This is a genomic window from Bryocella elongata (assembly GCF_900108185.1).
In the GTDB taxonomy this organism is placed as follows: domain Bacteria; phylum Acidobacteriota; class Terriglobia; order Terriglobales; family Acidobacteriaceae; genus Granulicella; species Granulicella elongata.
In genome coordinates this window covers 365,802-385,993 of sequence record NZ_FNVA01000006.1, presented here as the reverse complement: position 1 = coordinate 385,993, position 20,192 = coordinate 365,802, and the positions used below count along the sequence as shown (strand labels likewise).

Annotated in this window: 20 protein-coding genes; 1 reads left to right on the top strand and 19 read right to left on the bottom strand. The window is 62.5% G+C overall.

Features of this window, described 5'->3' with window-relative positions; all coding sequences use genetic code 11:
• Positions 1-6 precede the first annotated feature (6 nt).
• From C4S68_RS17720 to C4S68_RS17690, 6 genes are all read right to left on the bottom strand, one after another.
• Positions 7-3,033, bottom strand: coding sequence for a phage tail protein (locus C4S68_RS17720; protein WP_103934425.1), 3,027 nt, complete (start codon positions 3,031-3,033; stop codon positions 7-9).
• Between the two features lie 14 nt (positions 3,034-3,047).
• The gene (locus C4S68_RS17715; RefSeq protein WP_103934424.1) at positions 3,048-3,476 is read right to left on the bottom strand and encodes a hydrolase; all 429 of its coding nucleotides are present in this window, start codon (positions 3,474-3,476) and stop codon (positions 3,048-3,050) included.
• Positions 3,473-3,673 carry a hypothetical protein gene (locus tag C4S68_RS17710; RefSeq protein WP_103934423.1) on the bottom strand — a complete coding sequence of 67 codons (201 nt, stop codon included), beginning with the start codon at positions 3,671-3,673 and terminating at the stop codon, positions 3,473-3,475. The genes C4S68_RS17715 and C4S68_RS17710 overlap by 4 nt, the downstream gene beginning before the upstream one ends.
• Positions 3,674-3,688: 15 nt before the next feature.
• Positions 3,689-4,546 (bottom strand): DUF2163 domain-containing protein, encoded by an 858-nt coding sequence (locus C4S68_RS17705; RefSeq protein WP_103934422.1) that lies wholly within the window; start codon positions 4,544-4,546, stop codon positions 3,689-3,691.
• 327 nt (positions 4,547-4,873) lie between these two features.
• A complete protein-coding gene (locus tag C4S68_RS17695; RefSeq protein WP_103934420.1) occupies positions 4,874-5,509 on the bottom strand; it encodes a DUF2460 domain-containing protein in 636 nt (211 codons plus the stop codon).
• A 4-nt stretch (positions 5,510-5,513) separates the two neighbouring features.
• Positions 5,514-8,300, bottom strand: a complete 2,787-nt coding sequence (locus tag C4S68_RS17690; protein WP_103934419.1) for a hypothetical protein — start codon at positions 8,298-8,300, stop codon at positions 5,514-5,516.
• Between the two features lie 63 nt (positions 8,301-8,363).
• Here C4S68_RS17690 and C4S68_RS17685 point away from each other — a divergent pair, with 63 nt between their 5' ends.
• Positions 8,364-8,717: a hypothetical protein gene (locus tag C4S68_RS17685; protein WP_103934418.1), complete on the top strand. Its 354-nt coding sequence runs from the start codon at positions 8,364-8,366 to the stop codon at positions 8,715-8,717.
• A gap of 304 nt (positions 8,718-9,021) precedes the next feature.
• Here C4S68_RS17685 and C4S68_RS17675 read toward each other — a convergent pair whose 3' ends face one another.
• From C4S68_RS17675 to C4S68_RS17615, 13 genes are all read right to left on the bottom strand, one after another.
• Entirely contained in the window at positions 9,022-9,402 is a 381-nt protein-coding gene (locus tag C4S68_RS17675) for a hypothetical protein (RefSeq protein ID WP_146072200.1), read from the bottom strand.
• Between the two features lie 75 nt (positions 9,403-9,477).
• The gene (locus tag C4S68_RS17670; protein WP_103934415.1) at positions 9,478-10,236 is read right to left on the bottom strand and encodes a hypothetical protein; all 759 of its coding nucleotides are present in this window, start codon (positions 10,234-10,236) and stop codon (positions 9,478-9,480) included.
• 89 nt (positions 10,237-10,325) lie between these two features.
• Positions 10,326-10,793, bottom strand: a complete 468-nt coding sequence (locus C4S68_RS17665) for a hypothetical protein (RefSeq protein ID WP_103934414.1) — start codon at positions 10,791-10,793, stop codon at positions 10,326-10,328.
• Entirely contained in the window at positions 10,790-11,269 is a 480-nt protein-coding gene (locus C4S68_RS17660; RefSeq protein WP_103934413.1) for a hypothetical protein, read from the bottom strand. The genes C4S68_RS17665 and C4S68_RS17660 overlap by 4 nt, the downstream gene beginning before the upstream one ends.
• Positions 11,266-11,928, bottom strand: coding sequence for a hypothetical protein (locus tag C4S68_RS17655; RefSeq protein ID WP_103934412.1), 663 nt, complete (start codon positions 11,926-11,928; stop codon positions 11,266-11,268). Before C4S68_RS17655 ends, C4S68_RS17660 begins: the two co-directional genes overlap by 4 nt.
• A complete protein-coding gene (locus C4S68_RS17650; RefSeq protein WP_103934411.1) occupies positions 11,928-12,551 on the bottom strand; it encodes a head-tail connector protein in 624 nt (207 codons plus the stop codon). The genes C4S68_RS17655 and C4S68_RS17650 overlap by 1 nt, the downstream gene beginning before the upstream one ends.
• Positions 12,552-12,639: 88 nt before the next feature.
• Complete coding sequence (locus tag C4S68_RS17645; protein ID WP_103934410.1) at positions 12,640-13,116, bottom strand: hypothetical protein; 477 nt, start codon at positions 13,114-13,116, stop codon at positions 12,640-12,642.
• A gap of 100 nt (positions 13,117-13,216) precedes the next feature.
• Entirely contained in the window at positions 13,217-14,512 is a 1,296-nt protein-coding gene (locus tag C4S68_RS17640; protein ID WP_103934409.1) for a phage major capsid protein, read from the bottom strand.
• A gap of 239 nt (positions 14,513-14,751) precedes the next feature.
• The gene (locus C4S68_RS17635) at positions 14,752-15,870 is read right to left on the bottom strand and encodes a S49 family peptidase (protein WP_103934408.1); all 1,119 of its coding nucleotides are present in this window, start codon (positions 15,868-15,870) and stop codon (positions 14,752-14,754) included.
• Positions 15,871-17,532, bottom strand: a complete 1,662-nt coding sequence (locus C4S68_RS17630) for a phage portal protein (protein WP_103934407.1) — start codon at positions 17,530-17,532, stop codon at positions 15,871-15,873.
• Positions 17,533-17,715, bottom strand: a complete 183-nt coding sequence (locus C4S68_RS17625; protein ID WP_103934406.1) for a hypothetical protein — start codon at positions 17,713-17,715, stop codon at positions 17,533-17,535.
• Entirely contained in the window at positions 17,712-19,496 is a 1,785-nt protein-coding gene (locus C4S68_RS17620) for a terminase large subunit (protein ID WP_103934405.1), read from the bottom strand. Before C4S68_RS17620 ends, C4S68_RS17625 begins: the two co-directional genes overlap by 4 nt.
• Positions 19,493-19,936, bottom strand: coding sequence for a hypothetical protein (locus C4S68_RS17615; protein WP_103934404.1), 444 nt, complete (start codon positions 19,934-19,936; stop codon positions 19,493-19,495). The genes C4S68_RS17620 and C4S68_RS17615 overlap by 4 nt, the downstream gene beginning before the upstream one ends.
• Positions 19,937-20,192 lie beyond the last annotated feature (256 nt).

The window sequence follows — 20,192 nt, the reverse complement described above, 5'->3', positions numbered from 1 at the left end:
TGAAGGCTAGGCGATCTGCAGATTGGAGACGGTGATGCGGGCTGAAGACGTATGCCCCGCCGCAGGAGTCGCGGAGAAGGCGCTGATTGAGACGACGACGTTCGACAGATCCGTTCCGGATGGTACCGAGGCGCTATAGCTTGCTGAGGCAGTCGTGGAGGTCTGCGCCACGAGGGTGCTCCAGGTGGAACCATCGAGCGTGTAGGTGATGGGCATATAACCGGCCCCCCCGACCGCAGTGAATGCAGCCGTCAGCGACAGGGTCTTCGCAGCGGTAGTCGTCCCAGCCCAGCCGTAGTAGTTGATGGACGCGTTCGACTCCGAGCCACCGTCGACGTCATAGAGCGGCGCAGTGAAGGCGCTCCCAGAGATACCGGCCGTCTGCCCGCTCAGCCATGCACCCTGCGGATTCGTCGTCGGCTGCGAACCGACATCGTCATAGTCGTCCGGAAGAAGAGCGGTCGCACCGGAAGCCGGCGTGGTCGTCGAGCCGATCGCAAGCATGGTGAGCTGGTCAGCCAGCCAGGCATTGCGATCGGTGTAGATCACATAGGCCGACGTCGCTGGATTGAAGTTGATGCCGTACCAGGTGCCAAGTGCCTCGGTTGCCCAGCTTTGAGCTGGCAGCGTGACGGAAGCCCCATTGGCCAAGGTTCCCGTACCGCCATCGGTAAGAGCGCCGCCCGACTTGTAGACGGCTACCGTTGCCGTGGTGCCTCCGGAGTTCGCGAAGCTGCGCACCGTCACATTGGTGGCTGTCGACGCGGAGGCTCCGAGGTTGATGGGGTAGGCCTGCACGTTCGCGAGATCCTGCTCTTCGTTGCCGTAGAGGTTCCAGCTGGTGAACTTGAGATAGATCACCTGGCCCTGCAGCACAGGATCGACGGAGTACTTGGTGATGGCGTCGTCGAGCCGAACGAAGACCTCGCCTGCGGAGTGGGCCTGCGAGTTCCCCGCGAAGATCCCGCGCCTGAGATATGTGCCGAGGTCGTAGTTATTGGTGGTCGCCGTGGAACCGGTGAGTGTCGCGGTCTCGTAACTGATGAGCTCGGAGCCGATCAGCGCGAGCGTCGCGAATGCATCAGCATCCGCTTGCGATCCGCTGCTGAGAGTGCCGGAGGTGCTGATGCTGGCAGTGTTGGTGGTGTCCGGATCGCTGCCGGCCGCGAGCGCGTTGGTGAGGACGCCAGCGCGTGAAGAGCCGTACTGCTTTGCGATCTCCGCATAGCTATTACCGTCCTTCGATAGCCAAACGCGGCAGCCGCCCCAGCTCGTCCCACCGGTGAGCGCAAGCCAGAGCTGGTCAGATCCACCCGTAAGACGCGTGTTGGGCTGAAACGCGGCGAGAAGCTGAGTCGCGCCGGGGAGGTCGTGAGCGCCGGGCTGATTGCCGCCGGTCGCTCCCTTGGGATACTGCACGCCGCCGGCGACGCCGTAGAGGAAGTCTTCCGCGATGATGGCGAGCTCGTCGTCTTCGTCTTCTTCCACTGACACGATGCGCATGGGCGTGGCACCGAGGTTCCCCGTCGTAAGGTTGGCGACGATGATGTCCATCGGCTCCAGGAGCTGGTAGTACCAGGGCAGCTTGAACTGATACTTGCGCAGAGCAACACTCTGCCGGCGCAGCATCATGTTCATGGCGATCGCGGCGTAGAGCTGCACGCGGTACATCTCCGCATTCACCGTCTTCATCGGCAGCAGGGTGTTGGTGAGGATCGAGGCCTCGTCCTGCTCATGGATGATTTGCGTGTTGTAGTTATCGTTCGCCGCGGAGAACTGCCAGGTGACGCGGTTGTAGTTGTCGGCGAGATCCGTATCCGGGATCTCCAGAGCGTTCTTGCCAGGCTCGCAGAGGAACTCCGATTCATCGATCTCGTAGACAGGCTGCGTGGGCGGCGTGAAGGTGCGGCCGTTCGCGGTGGCGGAGGTGTCCCCGTACGGGATGATCTTGAGCTGCGAGCCGCTCCACACCGGGGCGGCGTTGGTGAGGTCGCAGATCTCCTGCAGGAAGCTGAGGGCCTTGCGTGCGGAGTCCAGGAACGGAGAGACGAAGAGATTGTTGGCTACGTAGAAGTTCGAGAGGACGGTCAGGTCGCCCAGGTAAGGCCAGTTGCAGCCAGCCTTGGCATCGGTGAGAAAGTCTGCGATGACGACGGCGGGATCGCAGTCGGCGACGCCGGAGCCAAAGGCCTTGCCACGGCCGTTGATGACCTCGACCGAGAGCGATGGCACCGTCGCTCCGGTGCCAAGATCCATGGAAGAGCAGACCAGGCGAGCGATGCCCGCATAGGCAAGGGCGCGCGTGGGGTACTTCGACACCATGTAGCCCCACGGCGTGCCAGCATCGCTGCCGAGGATCGCGGTGATGGCATAGCGCTGCAGCGGGCTGAGCGGAGAGTTGGTGCCGGGTCCGGTGTTGATGTTGGAGAGATCCGCCGTGGTGTAGGCGTAGGTGATGGAGACCGTCTTGCCTTCGTCGGCCGCGGCGAAGGTATAGAGGCCGGTATTGCTGTGGGTGTACTGGAGCGCTGACGGTGAGCCGCCGGTGTAGGCCATCGGCGCAGGCTGATTGCCGGTGACAGTGACAGAGCCATCCGAGCCGAAGTCGTTGGCCGTGAGGCTGTAGTCCTTCGCGTAGGTAACGCCTTCGTCGTAGTAGAAGGCATCATCCCCATAGCCGCCGTTGGTGACCTGGTAGGTGCCGCCTCCGGAGGGGATGGTGAACTCTTCCGTCGCGCCTACGAGCGAGGAGGCACCGCCGCCGTCATAGACGTCGCCGAAGGTGTCGATGGGGCCGTGGCAGATGAGCGCATCGACGGCTGCGTAGTACTCGTAATCGAAGTTGCCGCCGCCGCCCTTGCCGCCCTGCGTTACTTCCTGGGAGCTGAAGTCCGCGAAGTCCAACAGCTTGATGGGAGCCTTGAAGCGGCCCCAGCCAATGGGGATGGCTACGCCGTACTCGCTGGTACCGACCTGGATGGTCCCCAGGCGGTTGGGCTGCTGCGAGCGCGATCCCAATCCAAGAAACGCCATGTGGCCTCAGTCGATCAATCGAAGGTGAAGAACAGCGGACGAACGATGCTGGAGCGGCTCAGCTTCGAGTCGATCGAGACATCGCAGCGGACGACGCCGGCAGGGTTCTCGGCATGCACCACCTGCGGCCACGCCAGCACGATGGCGCCGTGCGAGTACACGCGGCCGAGCCGGAAGAGCGCGAAATCGCCAGGCTCCGGAGAGTCGATCTCGCGCACGCCGGGGATGGCCCGGACGTACTCGAGGTAAAGCTCCTGGCTGCGATGAAGGTGCCATTGCGAAACGTAGCGCGGTGGCCTTGGCCAGCGCACCGCAAGGGCCTGCTGATACACCGCGAGCGGGAAGAGAGCGCAGTCCGCCCCACAGCCGCATACGGCAGCGTTGGGGTGGTACGGCGTTTTTTCCCAAGCAAGGGCAGCAGCGAGGACAGCGGCGCGGTTCATGCGACGTCGAGATTGCCGGTCGCTTCCGCCCAGTCAGCAACCTTCGTCTGCGCCTCTCCCAGCAGGATGACGGCTTCCGTCAAGAGCTGATCAGCCCCCAACATCTCGATCGCCAGAATCGCCTCGCGGATGACCTTCTCACCACGCGTCTGCAGATCGATACGATTGCGGCGCGGGAACCCATTCACTAGCTGCATAACATCCCTCCTGATTTAGTAAGTAACTGTCGGATCCGGCACGTAAGGCTTGCCGCGGAAGAACGGGGCAGTTCCCGAGCTGGAGTCATAGCCGAACTTCGAAGTACAGGTGGCCTGTGTCTTGTCGCAGCCGGCGGAGACGCTGAAGGCATCGCCCGTTGCGGGTGCGGCCAGGAAGGGCGGAGACGGCACGATGACGCCGCCGGCGTAGCTCTTGACCAGGTAGTGAGCCCCGCTCATCGCGCCGGAGGTGAAGGACAGGACGCCCTGGGTGAAGTAGTCGTCGGCGTTACTGAGGCCGGTGATCAGCTTGTTCTTTGTCGACCCAGCACCAGCAGCGCCGGTGAAGGTGTAGGCTGCGGGATTCACGCCGCAGCGGACATCGAAGACGACGGCGTTGCAGTCCGCCTCGATGACGTCGAAGGGATAATCGCGGTCGAGATCGTCCAGCATGGACTTGACGGTGAACTTGGCCCCGCTGGCCGTGACGTTGCTCTCGTTCACGCGGCCGAAGAAGCGGACGATCGGCGAGGTCCACTGCAGGGTTGAGTCTGCCGCGAAGATACGCTGATGGGTGAAGATGGCGCGCCGGAAGAAGCCCTGCGCGACGAGGCCCACCGTCGAGCCGTTGGCCTCCTGCAGCTCGAGGTCCTGCGTGCTGACGCTTGTTCCCCGCTCCACGCGGATGTTGCCGCGAACGATGCGAGGCGTGGGCGAGTAGGTGTTGCCCGCGACGACGATGGGCCGACGCCAGTCCGTATACCGCAGCGTGAGGCCGCTGGTGAGCGCGAAGGTGAAGAGGTTCGCGCGGAAGGCGAAGCGGGGCCGCGAGGCCAGGAAGGCCGCCGTATCTGTGGGTGCGTCGAGGGGCATCAGCGTTCTCCCTTCCGCTCTCTCCGCGTCCTCTCCTTTGCTGCTCGCCAGTCAAGGTCCATCCCGAAGCACCAGTTCCACATAGCCACACGCAAGCGCCAGGGAAGAAAGCGGTAGGCATCAAGCCAAAGCGATGCTCGGTTCTTGCCAACGATCCGCCAGTCAACATCCATCCTGAAGCACCAGTTCCACAGAGCTATATGCAGACGGTGCGGTAGAAAGCGGTACGCATCAAGCCAAAGCAAAGCCCGATTGAGATAGAAAGGCTTCCCCATGAAATAGAAGCGGGGAAATTGCGATGATTTTCCCGGCATAATCCCTCCGTGGCTACCGCTTGTCCTGAATCAACTTGACGCTATCGGCCTCGTAGAGGTCGAACATGAAGGCCTTGAACTGTTGCGAGCTCTGCGCAAACCGCACGCTCCAGCGCCAGCGAAACGAAGCTGTGATGACAGCCGATTCAGCCGGAGCCGCGGCAAAGGTGATGTCCCCCTTCGTGCCCAGGGTCCAGCCAGAGACGACAGCCCCGTTGACCATGACCTTGACCGATCCCGGGATGGGGTCCTGGACCTCCATCGCATAGCCGCCCAGGTCCCGCACGAGATAGAAGACAGTCGTCGCTCCATCTCCCGTGCCGATCTGATGGGCCGCAACGGGCTCGCGCTTGCCCGTCAGCAGCTCCGGATCGAGCAGGAAGGTATCCGCGTTGCCGCCGCGCTGCAGGAAGAAGCCTACGAGCTGCTGCAGCTCGGGATAGTTCTTCGGGTTGCGGGGCGTCGCCACCTGCCCCGGAGCGTCGCGCAGGAACTCATAGCTGAGTTCGAAGCTCCACTGCGGATAGGGATCATTCATAAGCACGGTGACCGCGCCATTCTTCGATCGCTGCTCGACGTTGTCGAAGCTGGGCGAATAGGTGATGTCCCAGGTAAGCCCGGGAAGGATCGGAAACAGTGCATCGCTCATTCGTCTACCCCTTCAACAGCGATCGCGATGATGGAACGCCGTCCCTGCCCCGGAAGGTCTTCTTCACGGTGCGCTGAAAGTTGCGCTCAAAGTCGCCGTAGCCGCCCTGCTCGCCGTGGAAGGTCTGGCCGCCCATGTTGAAGTGATTCGTAATTCCTCCGCCGCCCATGGTGTTGTTATTCACGAGGCGCTCGAAGTTGTTGGTCTGCGTGGCGGTAAGAACGCGTTCGCCGGCGTGGGCCAGGATCGGGACGCCCATTCCCGGAGTGCCGTCGACGATGCCGCCCTGCTCGAACGCCGCGAGAGCCATGACGCCGGCGAACGCGGCGCCCGCGGCGATCGGCGCAAGCACCGGACCGACGACGGGAATACCGGAGACAGCCTTGAAGGCCCCGGACGCAGCCGACTTTGCATCCATGAAGATGCCCTTGAAGGCGCTCTGCTTATGGATCGCGTCGGCGATCGCAGCCGACTGCCCATCGCTCTCGTTCTTCTGAAGGTTGGAAGCCCGGTGCGCCGCCACCTGCCGAATCTCCGATCGCACGAAGTTGGCAAGCATCTGTTCGGCGGAACGAGCGGCGCTCTGCACCAGGCTGAGGCCCATCTCCGCAAAGTCGCGACCGATGCGGCGATTGCCCTGGATAAGATCGTTCTGCACCTTCAGCCAGCCGTTGTTGATCTGGTCGAATGCGGTGAGGTACGGCTTCGCCGTAGCTGCCGTGATAGCCGCCTGATCGCCCAGGGACTGCTGGCCACTCTTCGCCTTCGAGGAATTGATCGCGTTCTGCGCCTGCTGGATCTGCGCGGCGAGTTTGGGATCGTCCAGCGCTCCCGTGGTCGGATCATGCTTGGCGCCGGCCATCATCGCGTTCAGCCGCTCGAGTTCGGCCTCGAGGACCTTCAGCTCGGCAGCGTGCTCCTTCGCGTGCAGCGCGGCCTGTTGCTGCGCTGCGGCGAGCGGACGCAGAGCTCCGGTCTGCTCCGCCATACGGAGCTGAGCTTCCTCCATGGCAAAGCCAGCCTGGACCTGCTGCTCTTTCCCCTTCGCGACTTCGCGGTTGTAACTCTCCCAGCGCTCTCCACTGCGCGTGACATTCTGAGCCTGCTCCAGCGATGCCTTGTTCGCCTCTGCGAGCGAGCGCCCCAGCGCCGCGAGGCTGGTAGCTGCTTGATCAGCATCCCTCGCCTCAGCTTCCTTGAACTTCTTGATAACCTCGGCAGCCCGCTTCGCGCCTTCCTGATCGATCGCCGTGATCTTATCCATCACGGTCTTGTACTGAGACGGGAAGTCCGCGAATGAAGCCTTGCGGGCCTCCCAGAAGTCATGCTCCTCCTTCAACGTCACGGAGTGCATCTGCTTCATTTGGTCGAGTTCTAGCTCTGCCGACTGCAGCGCTTGCTCACCAGCCTTGGAAGAACCGCCATGCGACGCGGACAGCACGTCCTTCTGCTGACGCTCATGCTCCTGCCTATACTCTTCTCCAATCGCCTTTTGCTCTTCGAGCAAGAGACGCTGGGCACCCGCGAGCATCTGCACGTTGTTTCCGTTATCGACCGACGACGAAAACGAGAGGCCACCCCCACTGAATGTGGAGGCCGCGCCAAAGCTAGCCGCGGGTGAACTCCGAAAATCCTGTGCCGCCTGGGCTGCCTTTTGCGCTGCAGCCAGTTTCTTCGATCCCTCCTCATATGCTTTTACGAGGTGCTCTATCCGGTGCTCCTCGGCCTGAGCGATGTTCCCCTTGTCGCCGCTCTCGCGAGCACCGGCAACAACGTCGTCGGCGGCCTGCCGCGCCTTGTCGATCTCAGTCTTGACCTTTGTCGCGAGATCGCCGGCGTCACCGGTCGTCCCCTTCCCCGAGATCAGACTCTGCCACCAGTTGACAGAGTTGTCCTTCGCCAGTTGCTTGACCTTCTCAACGTCCGCGCTGAGAGCATCTCCGAGCCGCTCCGCCGCAAGCTCGTCTTCGTCAAGCGCCTGCTTCAATCCATTGCCAGGCTTCTTCTCCAGCTTTGCGATCTCGGTCTCAAGCTTATCGTTCGAGATCTCCATCTCGAGGTTCGTCCGATGCAGTTCCCCGTTCACCTTCGCGAAGCCATCCTTGATCGCTTCGGCAGACTGCTCCGCCTTCTCCTTCGCCGCCATGAATCCTTCGCCGATGTCGAACACGATCTTTGCAAACGCGAGCGCTCCTATGATCGGGAAGATAGTCTGCAGCAGCGGCCCGAGACCCAGGGTGCGCCCGACGAAGACTTCCATGGCACGAATGCCAGGATTCCCCTCAAAGGAGCGGATGGCCGCGCTTGTTGCCTGCACGTCCGTGACAGCTTTATGACCCGCGCCCGCAGCCATCTCCTGAGCGCCCGCGAATCCCACCCACTGCACCTTCGTCGCGGCCAGCGCCTCAGCCTGCTCCTTCAGCAGAGTATTGACCCGAGCTTCAGCCCAAGCCACCTTCTCTTGAGCTGCAGCAAGCAACGCCACAGCCTTTTGCTCGTCATAGTGGCCGTTTACGACGAGCTTCATCGCGGCGGCCTGCTCGCGCTTCGCCTCCGTGACGGTTGCCGTAGCTTCAGCAATCCGCTTCGATGTGTCCGAAGCAGTTTCGGCCGCGGCCTTCGTCTCATCCGAGATCTTCCGGAGGTTGCGAGTGGCATCACTGGCCACCTCTCGAAAGGAAACACTCATCTGGAGCGTGGCCTGCTGCACACCGTCAGCCGACACCTGCATCCCGGTGAGGATTGCATCCGTGTCGACAGATGCTCCAATCTTTACCTCGTTATCGGCCATTTTTCTTCCTGTCAGGGCGGCACTGGATTAGCATGGAGCGCACCCTAACAATGGAGCGCAGGCGTGAACACTACTGATATCGAGATCCACACAGGCGGCGTGGACCGTCCTTACAAGTCCCTTGGTGAAATCAAAGCCAAGTGCTCGGCGGGATCGCTGTTTTCGGGCGAACCCACAATCACCGACGTGAACAGCAAGCTCCAGGAAGCCGCGATGCAGCGGGGAGCCAACGCGGTTCTCTATGTGTCCTACGACCGCGGGATGTCCCTCACCTCGTACAAGAACCTTTGGGCGACGGGCGAGGCCGTAATCCTCGAAGCATCAGACAAGGCGTGCCCACTGTGCGCGGAGATGATCAAACGCGCAGCTATCCGATGCCGGTATTGCGGGGGCGACGTTTCCGCCGCCGCCCGTTAGGATGCGAGCCCTGCGCGCTGCTCCCACTCTCTTGCCCAGGCAATCTCCGCGAGCACTCCCGGTGTGGGCGCCCTCGCTCCCCCTACAAACTGAGATAGTTCCGAGACACCCGATCCTGTCTTCCTGTCGGCCTGCTTCAGATGAACCGCTCCCAGAATGACGTAGTCGGGCGGATGCTCGGCCAGATGCTCGAGGAATGCAATGACATCGCACGCGGGCATTTCGGATATGTGCCCGTAAGTCCAACCGGTGTTTCGGGCGAGGGTGGGATAGACCCACCCAAGCCCCGAGCCCATGGCACCGGCTACTCTTCCCCCGGCTCGACGGTCTCCATACCACTAACGCCCTGCACTGCCATGATGAGATCTGCGATGTTGCTGAGATCGATATATCCCCGCAACTGCTCATCGGTGACGCCAGGATAGTTGCGACGGAGCGCGTCTCCGATGATCGGGCCGTACGTCCGGAGTTGCTCACGCACTACCGCAGCGCCTTCTCCAGTGACAGGGGCAACGAGCGCATCATAGTGCTCCTCAAACTGCTCCCAGGACAACGAAGGAAGAATGTATTTCTGGCCTCCCAGCTTCACGACGACGCCACGGAACCGGGGCTTGGATGACTGATTGACCGCGGCCGCAATGCCGTCGTTGATGGCCGCGACCATCGATCCTGTCTTTCTGCTCATGATGCGAATCTCCAAGCGGAGCCGCCTGTGCGGCCCCGCTGCTGTGATAGCTGCTGCGTTGAAAGATGGAAGCTCTTAGTTCGCGTAGAGCGTGCCGAGGGTGCCGCTGGCGTCAGCGCAGGCTGTGAAGTCCACGTCGGCGACCCAGAAGTCATCCTGTTTGGTGGGCAGCGACCAGGAGCCGAAGGCCACGTTGTTCAGCTCCAGCGCGACGAAGCTGCTTTTGGTGGAGTTGAAGAGCATGAGCTTCGTGATGACGGTGTAACCGATCTGCTGTTGCGTGAGCGCGAGGGAGCTGCCGCCCGTCGTGGTGGCCGTGTAGTTGAGCGCAACGTGCGAGGCCGTCTCGGAAGCATTGAACCCGTAGCTTGCAGCCGTCGGAGACCCGCCAGTTACTGCGGGAGTGAAGGTGTACTGGCCGACGGCAGGAGCGCTGGCCACCTTGACCATCTGGTCGCCCGTGTCATTGTTGATGACGCCGAGGTCCTCGACCACGGTGAGCCCGGCGCCGACCGTTGGGGTGATGGTCGCCCCGATCGCATGGATCTCATCCATGACCGGAAGATTGCCGCCGGAGGTCTGCGCAGTCGCGAAGTAGATCTGGTTGATGTCCGCGGCACTGAAACTCGCGATCTTGATCTTGCCGGTGACCTGCACCTTGCCCTTCGCGATCAGGACCGCATACATCTTGTTGCCGAACAGCGACTTCAGATCGCCCTTGAAGTCCACCTGTGCGTCCTGCATCACCTTCAGACGCGTGGGCGTCGGGTTGGCAGGCAGGTTGCCCGCCACTGGAGTGACCGTCACCACTCCCGATCCAAACTGTGCATTCATGGCCGTCCCTCCTCAGAGACTGGGGTTGAGGTTGCAAGAAAAACGGCTGCCCCAGAGAGGGCAGCCGCAACGTGAATTAGCGAAAACTTCTAGGGAAAGACCATCCGGATGGGAACAATCGCCGCACCCTGCGATGTCTCGATGCCCGGGTCGACGTCGGCGTCACCATCGATCCAGCAGTTATCGACCAGGCCACCAAGGGTGAGCTTGTTGGAGCTGACGCTGTCGGGTGAGAGCGCCGAAGTGATGGCCTTCAGCATCCCGCTCAACACGGTGCCACCGAAGCTGGTCTCCTGCCCGATCTTCTGGTCGAGCGGATCGGGACACTGGAAGTAGAGGATCAGGAACCCGACGGCCGTCACCTTTTGAAGGCCGATCTTCGGCTGCCGGAACATGTACCGAGCCTCGACGACGAAGAGTGCGGGCTGCAGCGTTTCGTCGAGGACCGGCGGCTTGGTGTGACGCCGGGACATGGTGGTGAACATCGCACCACACTTGACCTGCAGCAACTCCAGCAGAGCTTCCCATGCGGGCTCGGGATCGAATTCGTTGGTCATGCTGACTCCCCTATGGCCGCGTCGATACGCGCCTCGATCGTTGCGATGATCGCTGGCTGGTACTCCTGCAGCGATGGGTTCATGATGGGGTGCGGCGCTACCTGGAAGGCATTGTGGCCGTGGGTGAAGACGCTGCGGCCATCCGCAGAGAAGAAGCCGAAGAGAACGCCCTCGACGGCAGGTACGCTGGTACCTTCGTCGAACCAAACACCCATAGGCTTGCGGCCGACCATGCTGGAGACGGTGCCCTTGATATAGCCGTCGCTCTGCGTGACCTTCGGGCTACCCAGGACCGCGCCGACGAACTGTCCACTGCGGCTGACGATGGGATCTCCGCCCGCATGCCCGGCGACGACATAGGCCAGCCCCTTCATCGCGTCAGCCATGCCCCCGCGGATACCTGCGAGCACGTTCGCTTTCACGCGATCGAGGTAGTCGGGAATGCCCGAAGCGTCGACGGTGAACTGAGGAATCACGCTAACTTCTCCGTCATGGTTCGGTTGATGCGGGTCACACGATAGTCGCGATCGTCCTGGCGCTTGTTGTAGTTCGGCCAGCTACGCTTATAGCGCTCGATGACGTCCAAAGCGGAAGGCGGTGCGGGAGCCTGGGCGTCATAGGTGACGTGCTCGCCGCCGGCGTCCCGCTGGGACGTGATTCCCGTGCCGGGACGGCCCCTCCAGCGCAGCGATACCCATTCCAGCACCGCCTGCACCACATCGGCAGGCGGCGTCGCGTAGCCGGCGTTGTAGGTGACGCTGACGGCAGCTCCATCCTGCATGGTGGACCCGCCAACGAAGAAGATGTCCCGCAAGCGCTCCGGATCGGGCTGCTGCACGATGCTGTATCCAGCGGCGATGCCATCGGGCGAAGCAGAGACCGCGGTCCCGGCAACGGTGAGGGCTGCGACGCTATTGATGGGCCAGTGGCGCAGCGAAAGGTGCGTGCCTCCGTCGCCCTCACGAACCTCGGTGTAATCGGCGGCGAGGAAGTCGAAGCGGTCAATCGCGCGAAGGAAGTCGGCGCTGGTGGCCGTGATGGCGTCACCCATGGCCGAATCAAAGTCCGTCGCGGCATCCGACTTTCCGTTCCACGCCTTCAACTGTTCGATTGTGATGAGGTCGCCGGTGGCCATCAGGAGATCCTGTTCATTTCCGCGCTCAGCAGACTGAGCGCAACCTGCGGAATGCCCTTGCTGGCAGGGCCGTTGTCGTAGAGATCCTGGACGATGAAGAGCAGAGCCTGCCGGATCTTCATCGGAAGATCTGCCGGGGCATCGCCATAGCCGCAGATGAATTCGACGATGACGTTGTTGGGTACGCACTGGAGCGGCGGCCAGGGCGTGGCGTAGGGCGGAAGGATGCGGGCCGTCTGTGGACCGGCGCCCTGGTCGACGAGCTGGTAGCCCCAGTCGGTCATGCCCTGTGACGCTCCAGAGACGTCGGTATAGGTGAAGCTCACGATGGACTGGAAGGGCGGCTTAGGCAGCAGGAGCTCCGAGTAGCCTTCACGCCCGTAGCGCATATTGCGCGAGGGCCAGCCATCGCGGGCCCAGCGCCAGGTCTGGGTGATGAGTGCGCAGTGGATCTCGTCTTCGACGAGCTCGCGCGCGGTTGCGATGAGTGGCCGGATGCGGCTCGAGAGGATACGCGCCTGCACGGGATCGGCATCTTCGCGGGGATCGAGGCCAAGCTGGACCTTCGCGTCGTAGAGCGTGACGGGCTCGACGGCCGGCGGCGTGATGCAGATGAGGGACATGCGGGCTCGCTAAGCGGGAAGGATTGGGGAGGGGCCTAAGCCCCGCTTGAGTTGCCGGGAGGAGCGAGGCCCCTCCCGGTGTTGTGGTTTAGACCAGGACGGTGGGCGAAGACTCACCGGCGTAGCGGCCTTCAGAGAGGACGAGGATCACCGTCGCCAGCGTGGAGTTCGCACCGGCGGTGATATGGACCCGCAGGTAGCTGGAGCCGGCGGGCAGTGCGTCCGCGTCGATCTCGATCTGGTAGAAGATGTTGTCGTTGCCGCTGGGCGTGATGCCGGCCGCGGTCGCGGTCAGATGTGTGCTGAGCACATCTCCATTGGCCGTCTCCTGCGAGTAGTAGTCGAAGGGGATGGCCGTGGCGCCGTCGCCGGCGGCGTCAGTGCAGGCCTCGAGCAGGATGGCCGTGGGAGCAGCTGCCGTTACGCCCAGCGCGACGATGATGGAGGCGTGACGCCACATGCTGAAGTTGAATGCCGCGGAGGCTTTGCCGCCGGTGGCATCGACAGGGGGCAGCAGAAGGGCCGTGTGGCCGCTCTGCGCTGCGTAAAAACGATCTCCCGCCATGGGGTGATGTCCTTTCGGCTCCGGAGAGCCCGTGAGAGGTTCAAAGACCAGGCGGCGAGGGGTTGAGCCTCGCCGCGATCTCTCCTATTGCCAGCTCCGCTTAGGAGCGGGTCTGGAGCTGGATGAAGGGCGACTGGAGGTTGGTGCCGTTCTTGGGGGTGACGGGCTTATCCCAGAGAGGCTGACCGGCGACACGCATCTGCCAGCGGAAGGCCTGCTCGCCGGTGAGGAAAGCGACGTGAATGGAGGTATCCGCCTTGACACCGCCGCGCTTGCCCAGCATGTACTCGTTGAAGTTGGCGAGCGTAATGTCTCCCTGCGTACCAACCGTCTGCGCGTATTCGATCGGGATGACGGGCAGACCGAGGAGCACGCCGTAGCTGTTGTTGTTCCCTCTCATGCCGGGAGGTGTATAGAGCAGCTCGACGGCCGTGCCAGAACCGCGGGTAAGCTCCCAGAGCTGATCTTCCGTGTCCTGGTTGATGAAGAAGGCGGCAGCCGCACGCAGATAACTCGGCATGCGGGCATACATCTTCTCGACGTTCTTCGTAACGATGGTCGCGGCAGTCTGGCCTGTTTCCTTGGCGATTGCCAGCATAGCGGGCGATTTGGCGACGCCAATGGGACCGCTGCCGTTTCCGGGGTTGTTGAAGATGGCATCGCCGACCCGGAAGCCGAACTCGTCCGGCACCACGGCATCGACGTAGGCCTTCCAGGCCGGACCGTCCTCGAGCTGCTCATCGGTGGCGTAGGTGAGGACCGTGAGCTTGTCAACCTGCAGCGCCATCTCGCGGAACTTCGGCTTGCTGCCGGTGTACAGATTCGCCTCGCGCGTCCAGAACGAAGCGATACCACCGTTACGCTGGCCGTCAGCTCGGCTTGCGTCCGTCGCACCGTTCATCACGAGGCGATTGGAGCTCATGGGCTGCTGACGGCAGCGGCTGGCCACGGGATCGGCCGCGAAGGTGCGCCGGATGATGTCCGGAGCGAACTCCGCCGGCACCAGGATGCCGCCTTCCGCATCGACGAGCTCATTGCCACCCAGAGCGGCCTTGATGCGGACGTCTGCGGTATGCGCATTGACCTTTTCGTTGCGGACGGCGGCCATGAACTCCGCGAGGGACTCCCAGGGCTTGTCTTCCGCGTTGTTGTGGCCGACCTGGACGGCGCCGGGGCCGGAGACCTGCACGCCAGCGGCGTTGCGATCGAGTTCCATCAGCGCGAGGGCCGCGGTGAGATCCTCATTTGCCTGCATCGCTGAGGCAATGTGCGCCGTATAGGCGGTGCGCTCTTCCGCCGTGAGGTCGCGGTTGCCTTCCGCGACGGCCTTATCGTGGATCGCCTGCGCCTTCTGGCGCTCGGATGCGATCTTCTGCCGCAGTGCATTGATGTTCATCGTGGCCCCTCCTGGGGTCGTGGGTTGGAGTTGACGGAACGCGCTGCGGCAGGCACGCCTTGGGGCGCACGTTGCAAACGCACGAAACCAGCGGCTTAGGCCGCCGGTGATGTCACGGGGCACGCAAAAGGCCCCGCCGAAGCGGAGCCTTGAGGTGTCGCGGATTACAGCCCCCTCGCGAAGGATCTGCAACCCGCTTCGGCGATCCTCCTGCCCGGAGGCCGAGGAGGCATTCCGATCTAAAGTGCGGCTAACTCAATTTCACGCTGGCGAGCCTTCGACTTGCGCTCACTGTGCTTTGCGCTGGCCGAGCTGCAGGTGCATCCGTCCGCGCTGCAATCGGTGACGGTGCAGCCGTCGCAATCGCCATTACCGCAGGGATCGCAGCTGCAGGTACAGGTGACGGTGAGGTCGCTATCGTCGGCGGAGTTCTTTACGGCGCTCTGGCTATCAAGCCGCTCGCGAAATGTACTCATCTGGGTGCTGGGCGAATCCACCGAGACGCCGAAGCGCGCCAGCACGTTATCGAAGGTGTCGATGGAATCGACCATGCCGAGCTTCAGGGCCTGTTTCGCCCCAAAACATAGCCCCTGGCCGAAAGTGTCATGCACGGTCTTCTTTGAGACCTTGCGGCCCGCAGCTACTGCGGACTCAAAGGCATCGCCAGCCTCATCGACGGAGTCCTGAATGTGCTGCTTCGCGGCGTCGGACAATGGCTCGTACGGGTTGCCTTCGGCCTTGTTTTCACCGAACTTGATCAGCGTGTTGGCGATTCCCTGCTTTTTGAACCACTCGCTGGCGTCCTGATGCACGCAATAGACTCCGATGGAGCCCGTCTTCGAGCTGGGGCTCGCGACGATCTCCGTCGCGCCAGCCACGGCGTAGTATGCGGCCGACGCGCAGAGCATGTTGACGCAAGCGATGGTCTGTTTCTTGCCTCGCGAGTTGCGGATCTCCGTTGCAAGCTCGTCCACGCCCTCTACCGTGCCGCCAGGCGAGTCGACGTCGATGACGATGGCTGTAACGTTCGGATCGCTCACCGCGGCCTTGTACTGCCGCAGGAAACGCATCGTGGAGGTCGCCTGTGGGCCACACATGTCACCCATGGCCGAGCCTCGGTGCAGGATGAGGCCATAGAGAGGCAGCACGGCCACCGATCCGGTGCTCGCGGACTGCACCTTCTGCGCTCGCGCGGCCTGCAGCTCGGTCTCAGCCTGGATCTTCGCGAGCGTATCGGCCGAAGCGGAACCGCCTAGCGCCTTCATCTCGAGCACGGCATAGATGCCTTCGAGATATTCGGGCATGACGGCCCAGCGCTGGGTGCGCATTGCGGCCAGAATGGCGCTGTATTGACGCATCTAGATGCCCTCCACGGCGAGTTTCGCGAGCTTTCGGGGCTCGGTTGCTGCAATCTGCTCAACCCACACCTGCGCGGCAGCGAGGAACTCGTCATCCTCGTCCGCGAGGTGCATCGCCAGCTGCTGGCCGCGATCGTCACAGGCAGACCGCACTTCAAGAGAGATCTTCGCGTTCAAATGGAAGATTTCAGCTATCCACGCCGCATGCTTCGTGTAGAACTCGGCGACCTCCGACCCGGCGGCGCGGCGATCGATCATCTTGCGGACTTCAGCGGTCTCGCGACGCACACAACGCTCCGCCTGGGAGAGCGCCAGCATCTCGAACTGCGCGCGCTTTGTGGGATTCATCGCCTTCGGATCGGAATCGCCTCCCGCGCCATCCTCCGGGGCGTCGTCATCGTCCGATTCATCCCCTGCTGCTGGCTCCGGCTTGGCAGGCGCTTCAATCTGCTTCAACGGCAGCAACGCCGCCAGGCGCCAGTAGACCTTACCCGCACCATCCGCGATCGGATTGAGGTCCTCCAGCTCGCGAACATCGTCCGGAGAGAGCCAACCGTGTTCGATCGCGGTCGCATAGCCAGCGAAGCGCGTCGCGTTGTCGCCACGCATGAGCGCGGCCATCGAAAGATGGCTATATTCGGCGTCGTCCAGCAGAAGATCGCGCTGCACCGCCTGCTCCCACATGATGACCATGGGGTGCACGACGTTCTGCGCGCGCATGATGTTGAACTGCTCAACAGAGGCGTAGGTTGCAGCCTTGCCGGCATCGATACCGATGACATGGGGATACTCCCCCATGATCGAGCAGATCTCCTGGTCGGAGACCTTCTTCCCCTCGATGAGCTGGGAATCGACAGGCGTAACTCCCATCTGGGAGACCGTCATGCCCTTCGGAGTCCACATGGGACGGCCGCGGTTGGCACCCGTGCCACCCGCGCGCATCTTTTCAACCCACTTCTCTTTCGCCTCGTCGTCCTTGAAGTCTCCTCCAGCGAAGACGATGCCTGTGCGAGCGTCATTCTTGAACCACCGCGACATGTAATCCTGCCGCGCGAGGGCCACACCGAAGGGATCGAGCCCCATGGTGATGCGCGACTGTCCGGTGTAACCGTTATCGCTCCAGTCGCGGAGGTGAAAGACCTCTTCCTGAACGAGCCGACGCTCTTTGTTGAGCAGCGGATCGTTGTAGATGTAGATCAGCCTTCCGGTCTTTGGAATGACATCGACGCGAACGCGGTCGGGATGCATCGGGAGCAACTGCTCCGGATAGCCCTGGACATTCCCCACCTTCTCCGCATAGCCATTGCCGCGCAGATCCACGTGAGCGTTCAGCATCAGGCGGAAGTCATAGGGGGTCTGGAACGAGTTCGGGCGCTTTGCGATGAGCCGCCAGACCGGATGGTTTGCGATGACCTTGCTGCCGCCGCCGCGAAGATCCCGACGCACCTTGAACGGGAGCATAGCGATGGTCTTGCCGCGTGACGAAGCGCACGCGATGACGACGCCGAGCTTCTTCGAGGTCTCCGGCGAGACGCGGATGCCGGCGGCGCTGTTGCGACCGCCGATGGGCTCATACCAGAAGTCGTCATAGGCGCCGGCGGAGCCCGAGACATCGGATGCGAGCATGCGCATGCCGGAGAACATGGATTCGATGAGGCTCAATTACTTCTCCCGTTCTGCTGCGCGCGCGATCGCAAGTGCCGGCAGGGCGATAAAGAGGCCCGCCACGATGAACCCGCCAGGACGCCAGGCGAGCGCGACACCACGGACGATGAGCGCGAGGCCCACGAGGCATATAGCCAGGGCGATGAGCTGCTTGCGGAGTTTCTCTTGCTCTCGGGTCATAGGTAGATCACGTCCGAATCGATGTACTGAGGCCCGGCGACCTGCATGCCACGGCCAAGGGCCATGATGGTTGCGACGATGCCGTCGATCTTCTCTTTCGACTTCGCCTTGTCCGGCTTGATGTTGCCGGCGGGGTCTAGATAGGCCACCGTGTTGCGCGCCATCCAGCGCAGAACGGGGCAGTTGCCATGGTTGAACTCGCGACCGAGGACGAGCTCCATGAGGCGCTTCATCGGCGCGTTCATATCGTTGAAGCCCTGGCCCCACTTGACCATCTCGAAGCCGTCTTCCTCGAGGTTGCGCACCAGATCCGTGGAGTTCCAACGGTCGTAGCAGATCTCTTTGAGGTCGAACTTCTCCGCGCAGCGATTGATCTCCTTGCGCATGGCCTGGTAGTTGATGACCGAGCCCGGCGTAAGAATGAAGCGGCCCTCCCGCTCCCAGACGTCATACGGCACGCGATCGCGCTTGACGCGGGCCTGGAGGTTCTCCTTCGGAAGAAAGTACTTGAGCAACACGGCCCACCGGTCGTCGTCCTCAGTGGGCGGAAAGAGCATGCAGAACGGCGCGATATCCGTCGTCGTCGATAGATCGAGCGCACCGATGCAATGCCGGCCTGCAAGCTCATCTTCGTCGAGCGTCCCACCGCACTCATCCCACCGATCCATAGGCATCCAGGTGGTGTGGCCCTCCGTCCAGCGCGAGAGCCGGAAGCGCAGGAACGAGTTGAGCGCAGAGGGATCACCCTTCGCTACGGCAGCCTTCTGCCGGAGCTCGTCCATCGATACGCAGATGCCGAGGTTGGGGTTCGCCTTACGCCAGCAGGTTTCATCCTCCCAGTCGTCTTCGTCGTCGATGCCGCAGATCCATACGAACCACGTGTCATTGCGGAAGCTGGTATCGCCGGAGATCTCGGCATCCAGCACCTTGATGGCGTATTCGCGCTTCTGCCAGCAGACCGAGTTGCGATCGTAGCCGGAGTTGGTGATAGCCCAGAGCAGCGGCTCGACGCGCTTGCCCATGGCGGACTCGAAGACATCCCAGACGCCGGAGTTGGCATGCACATGAAGCTCATCGAGCGACGTGAACTGCGGCCGCAGACCCAGCAGGTTATCGCTGTCCGAAGCGACAGCCTCAAACTTGGCCGCAGTCCCCGGAACGTGCATGTTGGCGATGCCAGCACGCTTTTCGATGAGCTCCCGCAGCTCGGGATTGCTCTGGACCATCTGCGCGGCGGTGTCCCACACCAGGCGCGCCGTCTTCTTATCGGTGGCCGCGGAGTAGACCCACGCACCGACTTCTCCGAAGGCGATGAGTTCGTACAGGCAGAGGCCTGAGACGAACATCGACTTGCCGTTACCTCGTCCCTCCTCGTTGTAGACAAACTGAAAGCGCCGGATGTACCGGTTGCGCTCTTCCGACCAGCGCTGCCAGCCATAGACGATCCACACCTTCGCCTGCTGATCGGGCGTGAGGTGGAACGGCTTGCCGGCGAACTCGCCCTCCTGGTGCGTAAGGAAGGCGGGAAAGAAGTCGATGCAATGCTGTGCCGCTTCGGGGTCAAACTTGAGTCCCCGGTCGGAGCCGTGCTCGAGGTCCTGGAAGTGCCTGCGGGCCGCCTGACGAACGAACTTAGAGGCGACGATCTTGCCGTCGACGATGTCCCGGAGGTATTGCTCGGCGGGGTGAACCTTCGGCTTGCGTGGCTCCCTGGGCTTGCGGGGCGTGGCTTCGGCAGCGCGGCGTGTCTTCCGCTCACGCTGAACCGTCGCCTTGGTCATCCCGCTCTGCGATTCACGAACGCAGCGAGCTTGCCGACAGGCTTCGCCGGTCCGGCAGCGTGCGTGTTGACTTTCTCGCGATCGAGCGGCGTCATGCCGAAGAGTCGCAGGATCTTGGTGACCTCCGCGATGTAGCGGAGTTGCATCTTGCCCGGACGCCGGGACTCGTAGATCGCAGTGCAGAGCTGCTCCAGGAGAGCCCGATGCTCGACGGTGAGCAGACCCGGAGGGAACTCGGCTACCTTCTCATGCCAGATGGCCTCGCGCGCGCCAGGCGGGATACTGCAGGGCGTCGACCAGTGCGCCGGAGGGTCACCTACACCGCCGCGGGCTGAGGCGACATCAGCAGCGGCCACGCGGGATGCGTAGCGCTTCTTATCGTGCGACGTGGAGCCCCTGAGCTCGAGTACCTTGATCGGTTGACGAGGACGGCCGCCCATTTTGCCCTTCTTTCAGGCCCTCCAGAGAGACCACGAATCCCGCGCATAGCGGCCTCCACAGCCGTTCGGGACCATCCTGGAAACCTTTTTCGGTACTTCACTTGGTGGCCTATTCCGAGTGAAATTTCTCCATTTTGCGGACGCCGAAACGTGGCTAAAACACGGTCTCAGGGTCCAGAGCCCCAGACATTTACCCCCACCCGGGTCACCATGCCAGGCCGTGCGCGCACACGAGTCGCAAGTGAGGCAACGACAT

What these genes read in the sequence shown, in the direction of transcription:
- C4S68_RS17720 (WP_103934425.1), bottom strand. Translation starts at nt 3,033, where the DNA reads ATGGCGTTTCTTGGATTGGGATCGCGCTCGCAGCAGCCCAACCGCCTG.
- C4S68_RS17670 (WP_103934415.1), bottom strand. Translation starts at nt 10,236, where the DNA reads ATGAATGCACAGTTTGGATCGGGAGTGGTGACGGTCACTCCAGTGGCG.
- C4S68_RS17650 (WP_103934411.1), bottom strand. Translation starts at nt 12,551, where the DNA reads ATGTCCCTCATCTGCATCACGCCGCCGGCCGTCGAGCCCGTCACGCTC.
- C4S68_RS17710 (WP_103934423.1), bottom strand. Translation starts at nt 3,673, where the DNA reads ATGCAGCTAGTGAATGGGTTCCCGCGCCGCAATCGTATCGATCTGCAG.
- C4S68_RS17695 (WP_103934420.1), bottom strand. Translation starts at nt 5,509, where the DNA reads ATGAGCGATGCACTGTTTCCGATCCTTCCCGGGCTTACCTGGGACATC.
- C4S68_RS17615 (WP_103934404.1), bottom strand. Translation starts at nt 19,936, where the DNA reads ATGGGCGGCCGTCCTCGTCAACCGATCAAGGTACTCGAGCTCAGGGGC.
- C4S68_RS17635 (WP_103934408.1), bottom strand. Translation starts at nt 15,870, where the DNA reads ATGCGTCAATACAGCGCCATTCTGGCCGCAATGCGCACCCAGCGCTGG.
- C4S68_RS17640 (WP_103934409.1), bottom strand. Translation starts at nt 14,512, where the DNA reads ATGAACATCAATGCACTGCGGCAGAAGATCGCATCCGAGCGCCAGAAG.
- C4S68_RS17620 (WP_103934405.1), bottom strand. Translation starts at nt 19,496, where the DNA reads ATGACCAAGGCGACGGTTCAGCGTGAGCGGAAGACACGCCGCGCTGCC.
- C4S68_RS17675 (WP_146072200.1), bottom strand. Translation starts at nt 9,402, where the DNA reads ATGAGCAGAAAGACAGGATCGATGGTCGCGGCCATCAACGACGGCATT.
- C4S68_RS17690 (WP_103934419.1), bottom strand. Translation starts at nt 8,300, where the DNA reads ATGGCCGATAACGAGGTAAAGATTGGAGCATCTGTCGACACGGATGCA.
- C4S68_RS17645 (WP_103934410.1), bottom strand. Translation starts at nt 13,116, where the DNA reads ATGGCGGGAGATCGTTTTTACGCAGCGCAGAGCGGCCACACGGCCCTT.
- C4S68_RS17665 (WP_103934414.1), bottom strand. Translation starts at nt 10,793, where the DNA reads ATGACCAACGAATTCGATCCCGAGCCCGCATGGGAAGCTCTGCTGGAG.
- C4S68_RS17705 (WP_103934422.1), bottom strand. Translation starts at nt 4,546, where the DNA reads ATGCCCCTCGACGCACCCACAGATACGGCGGCCTTCCTGGCCTCGCGG.
- C4S68_RS17655 (WP_103934412.1), bottom strand. Translation starts at nt 11,928, where the DNA reads ATGGCCACCGGCGACCTCATCACAATCGAACAGTTGAAGGCGTGGAAC.
- C4S68_RS17625 (WP_103934406.1), bottom strand. Translation starts at nt 17,715, where the DNA reads ATGACCCGAGAGCAAGAGAAACTCCGCAAGCAGCTCATCGCCCTGGCT.
- C4S68_RS17715 (WP_103934424.1), bottom strand. Translation starts at nt 3,476, where the DNA reads ATGAACCGCGCCGCTGTCCTCGCTGCTGCCCTTGCTTGGGAAAAAACG.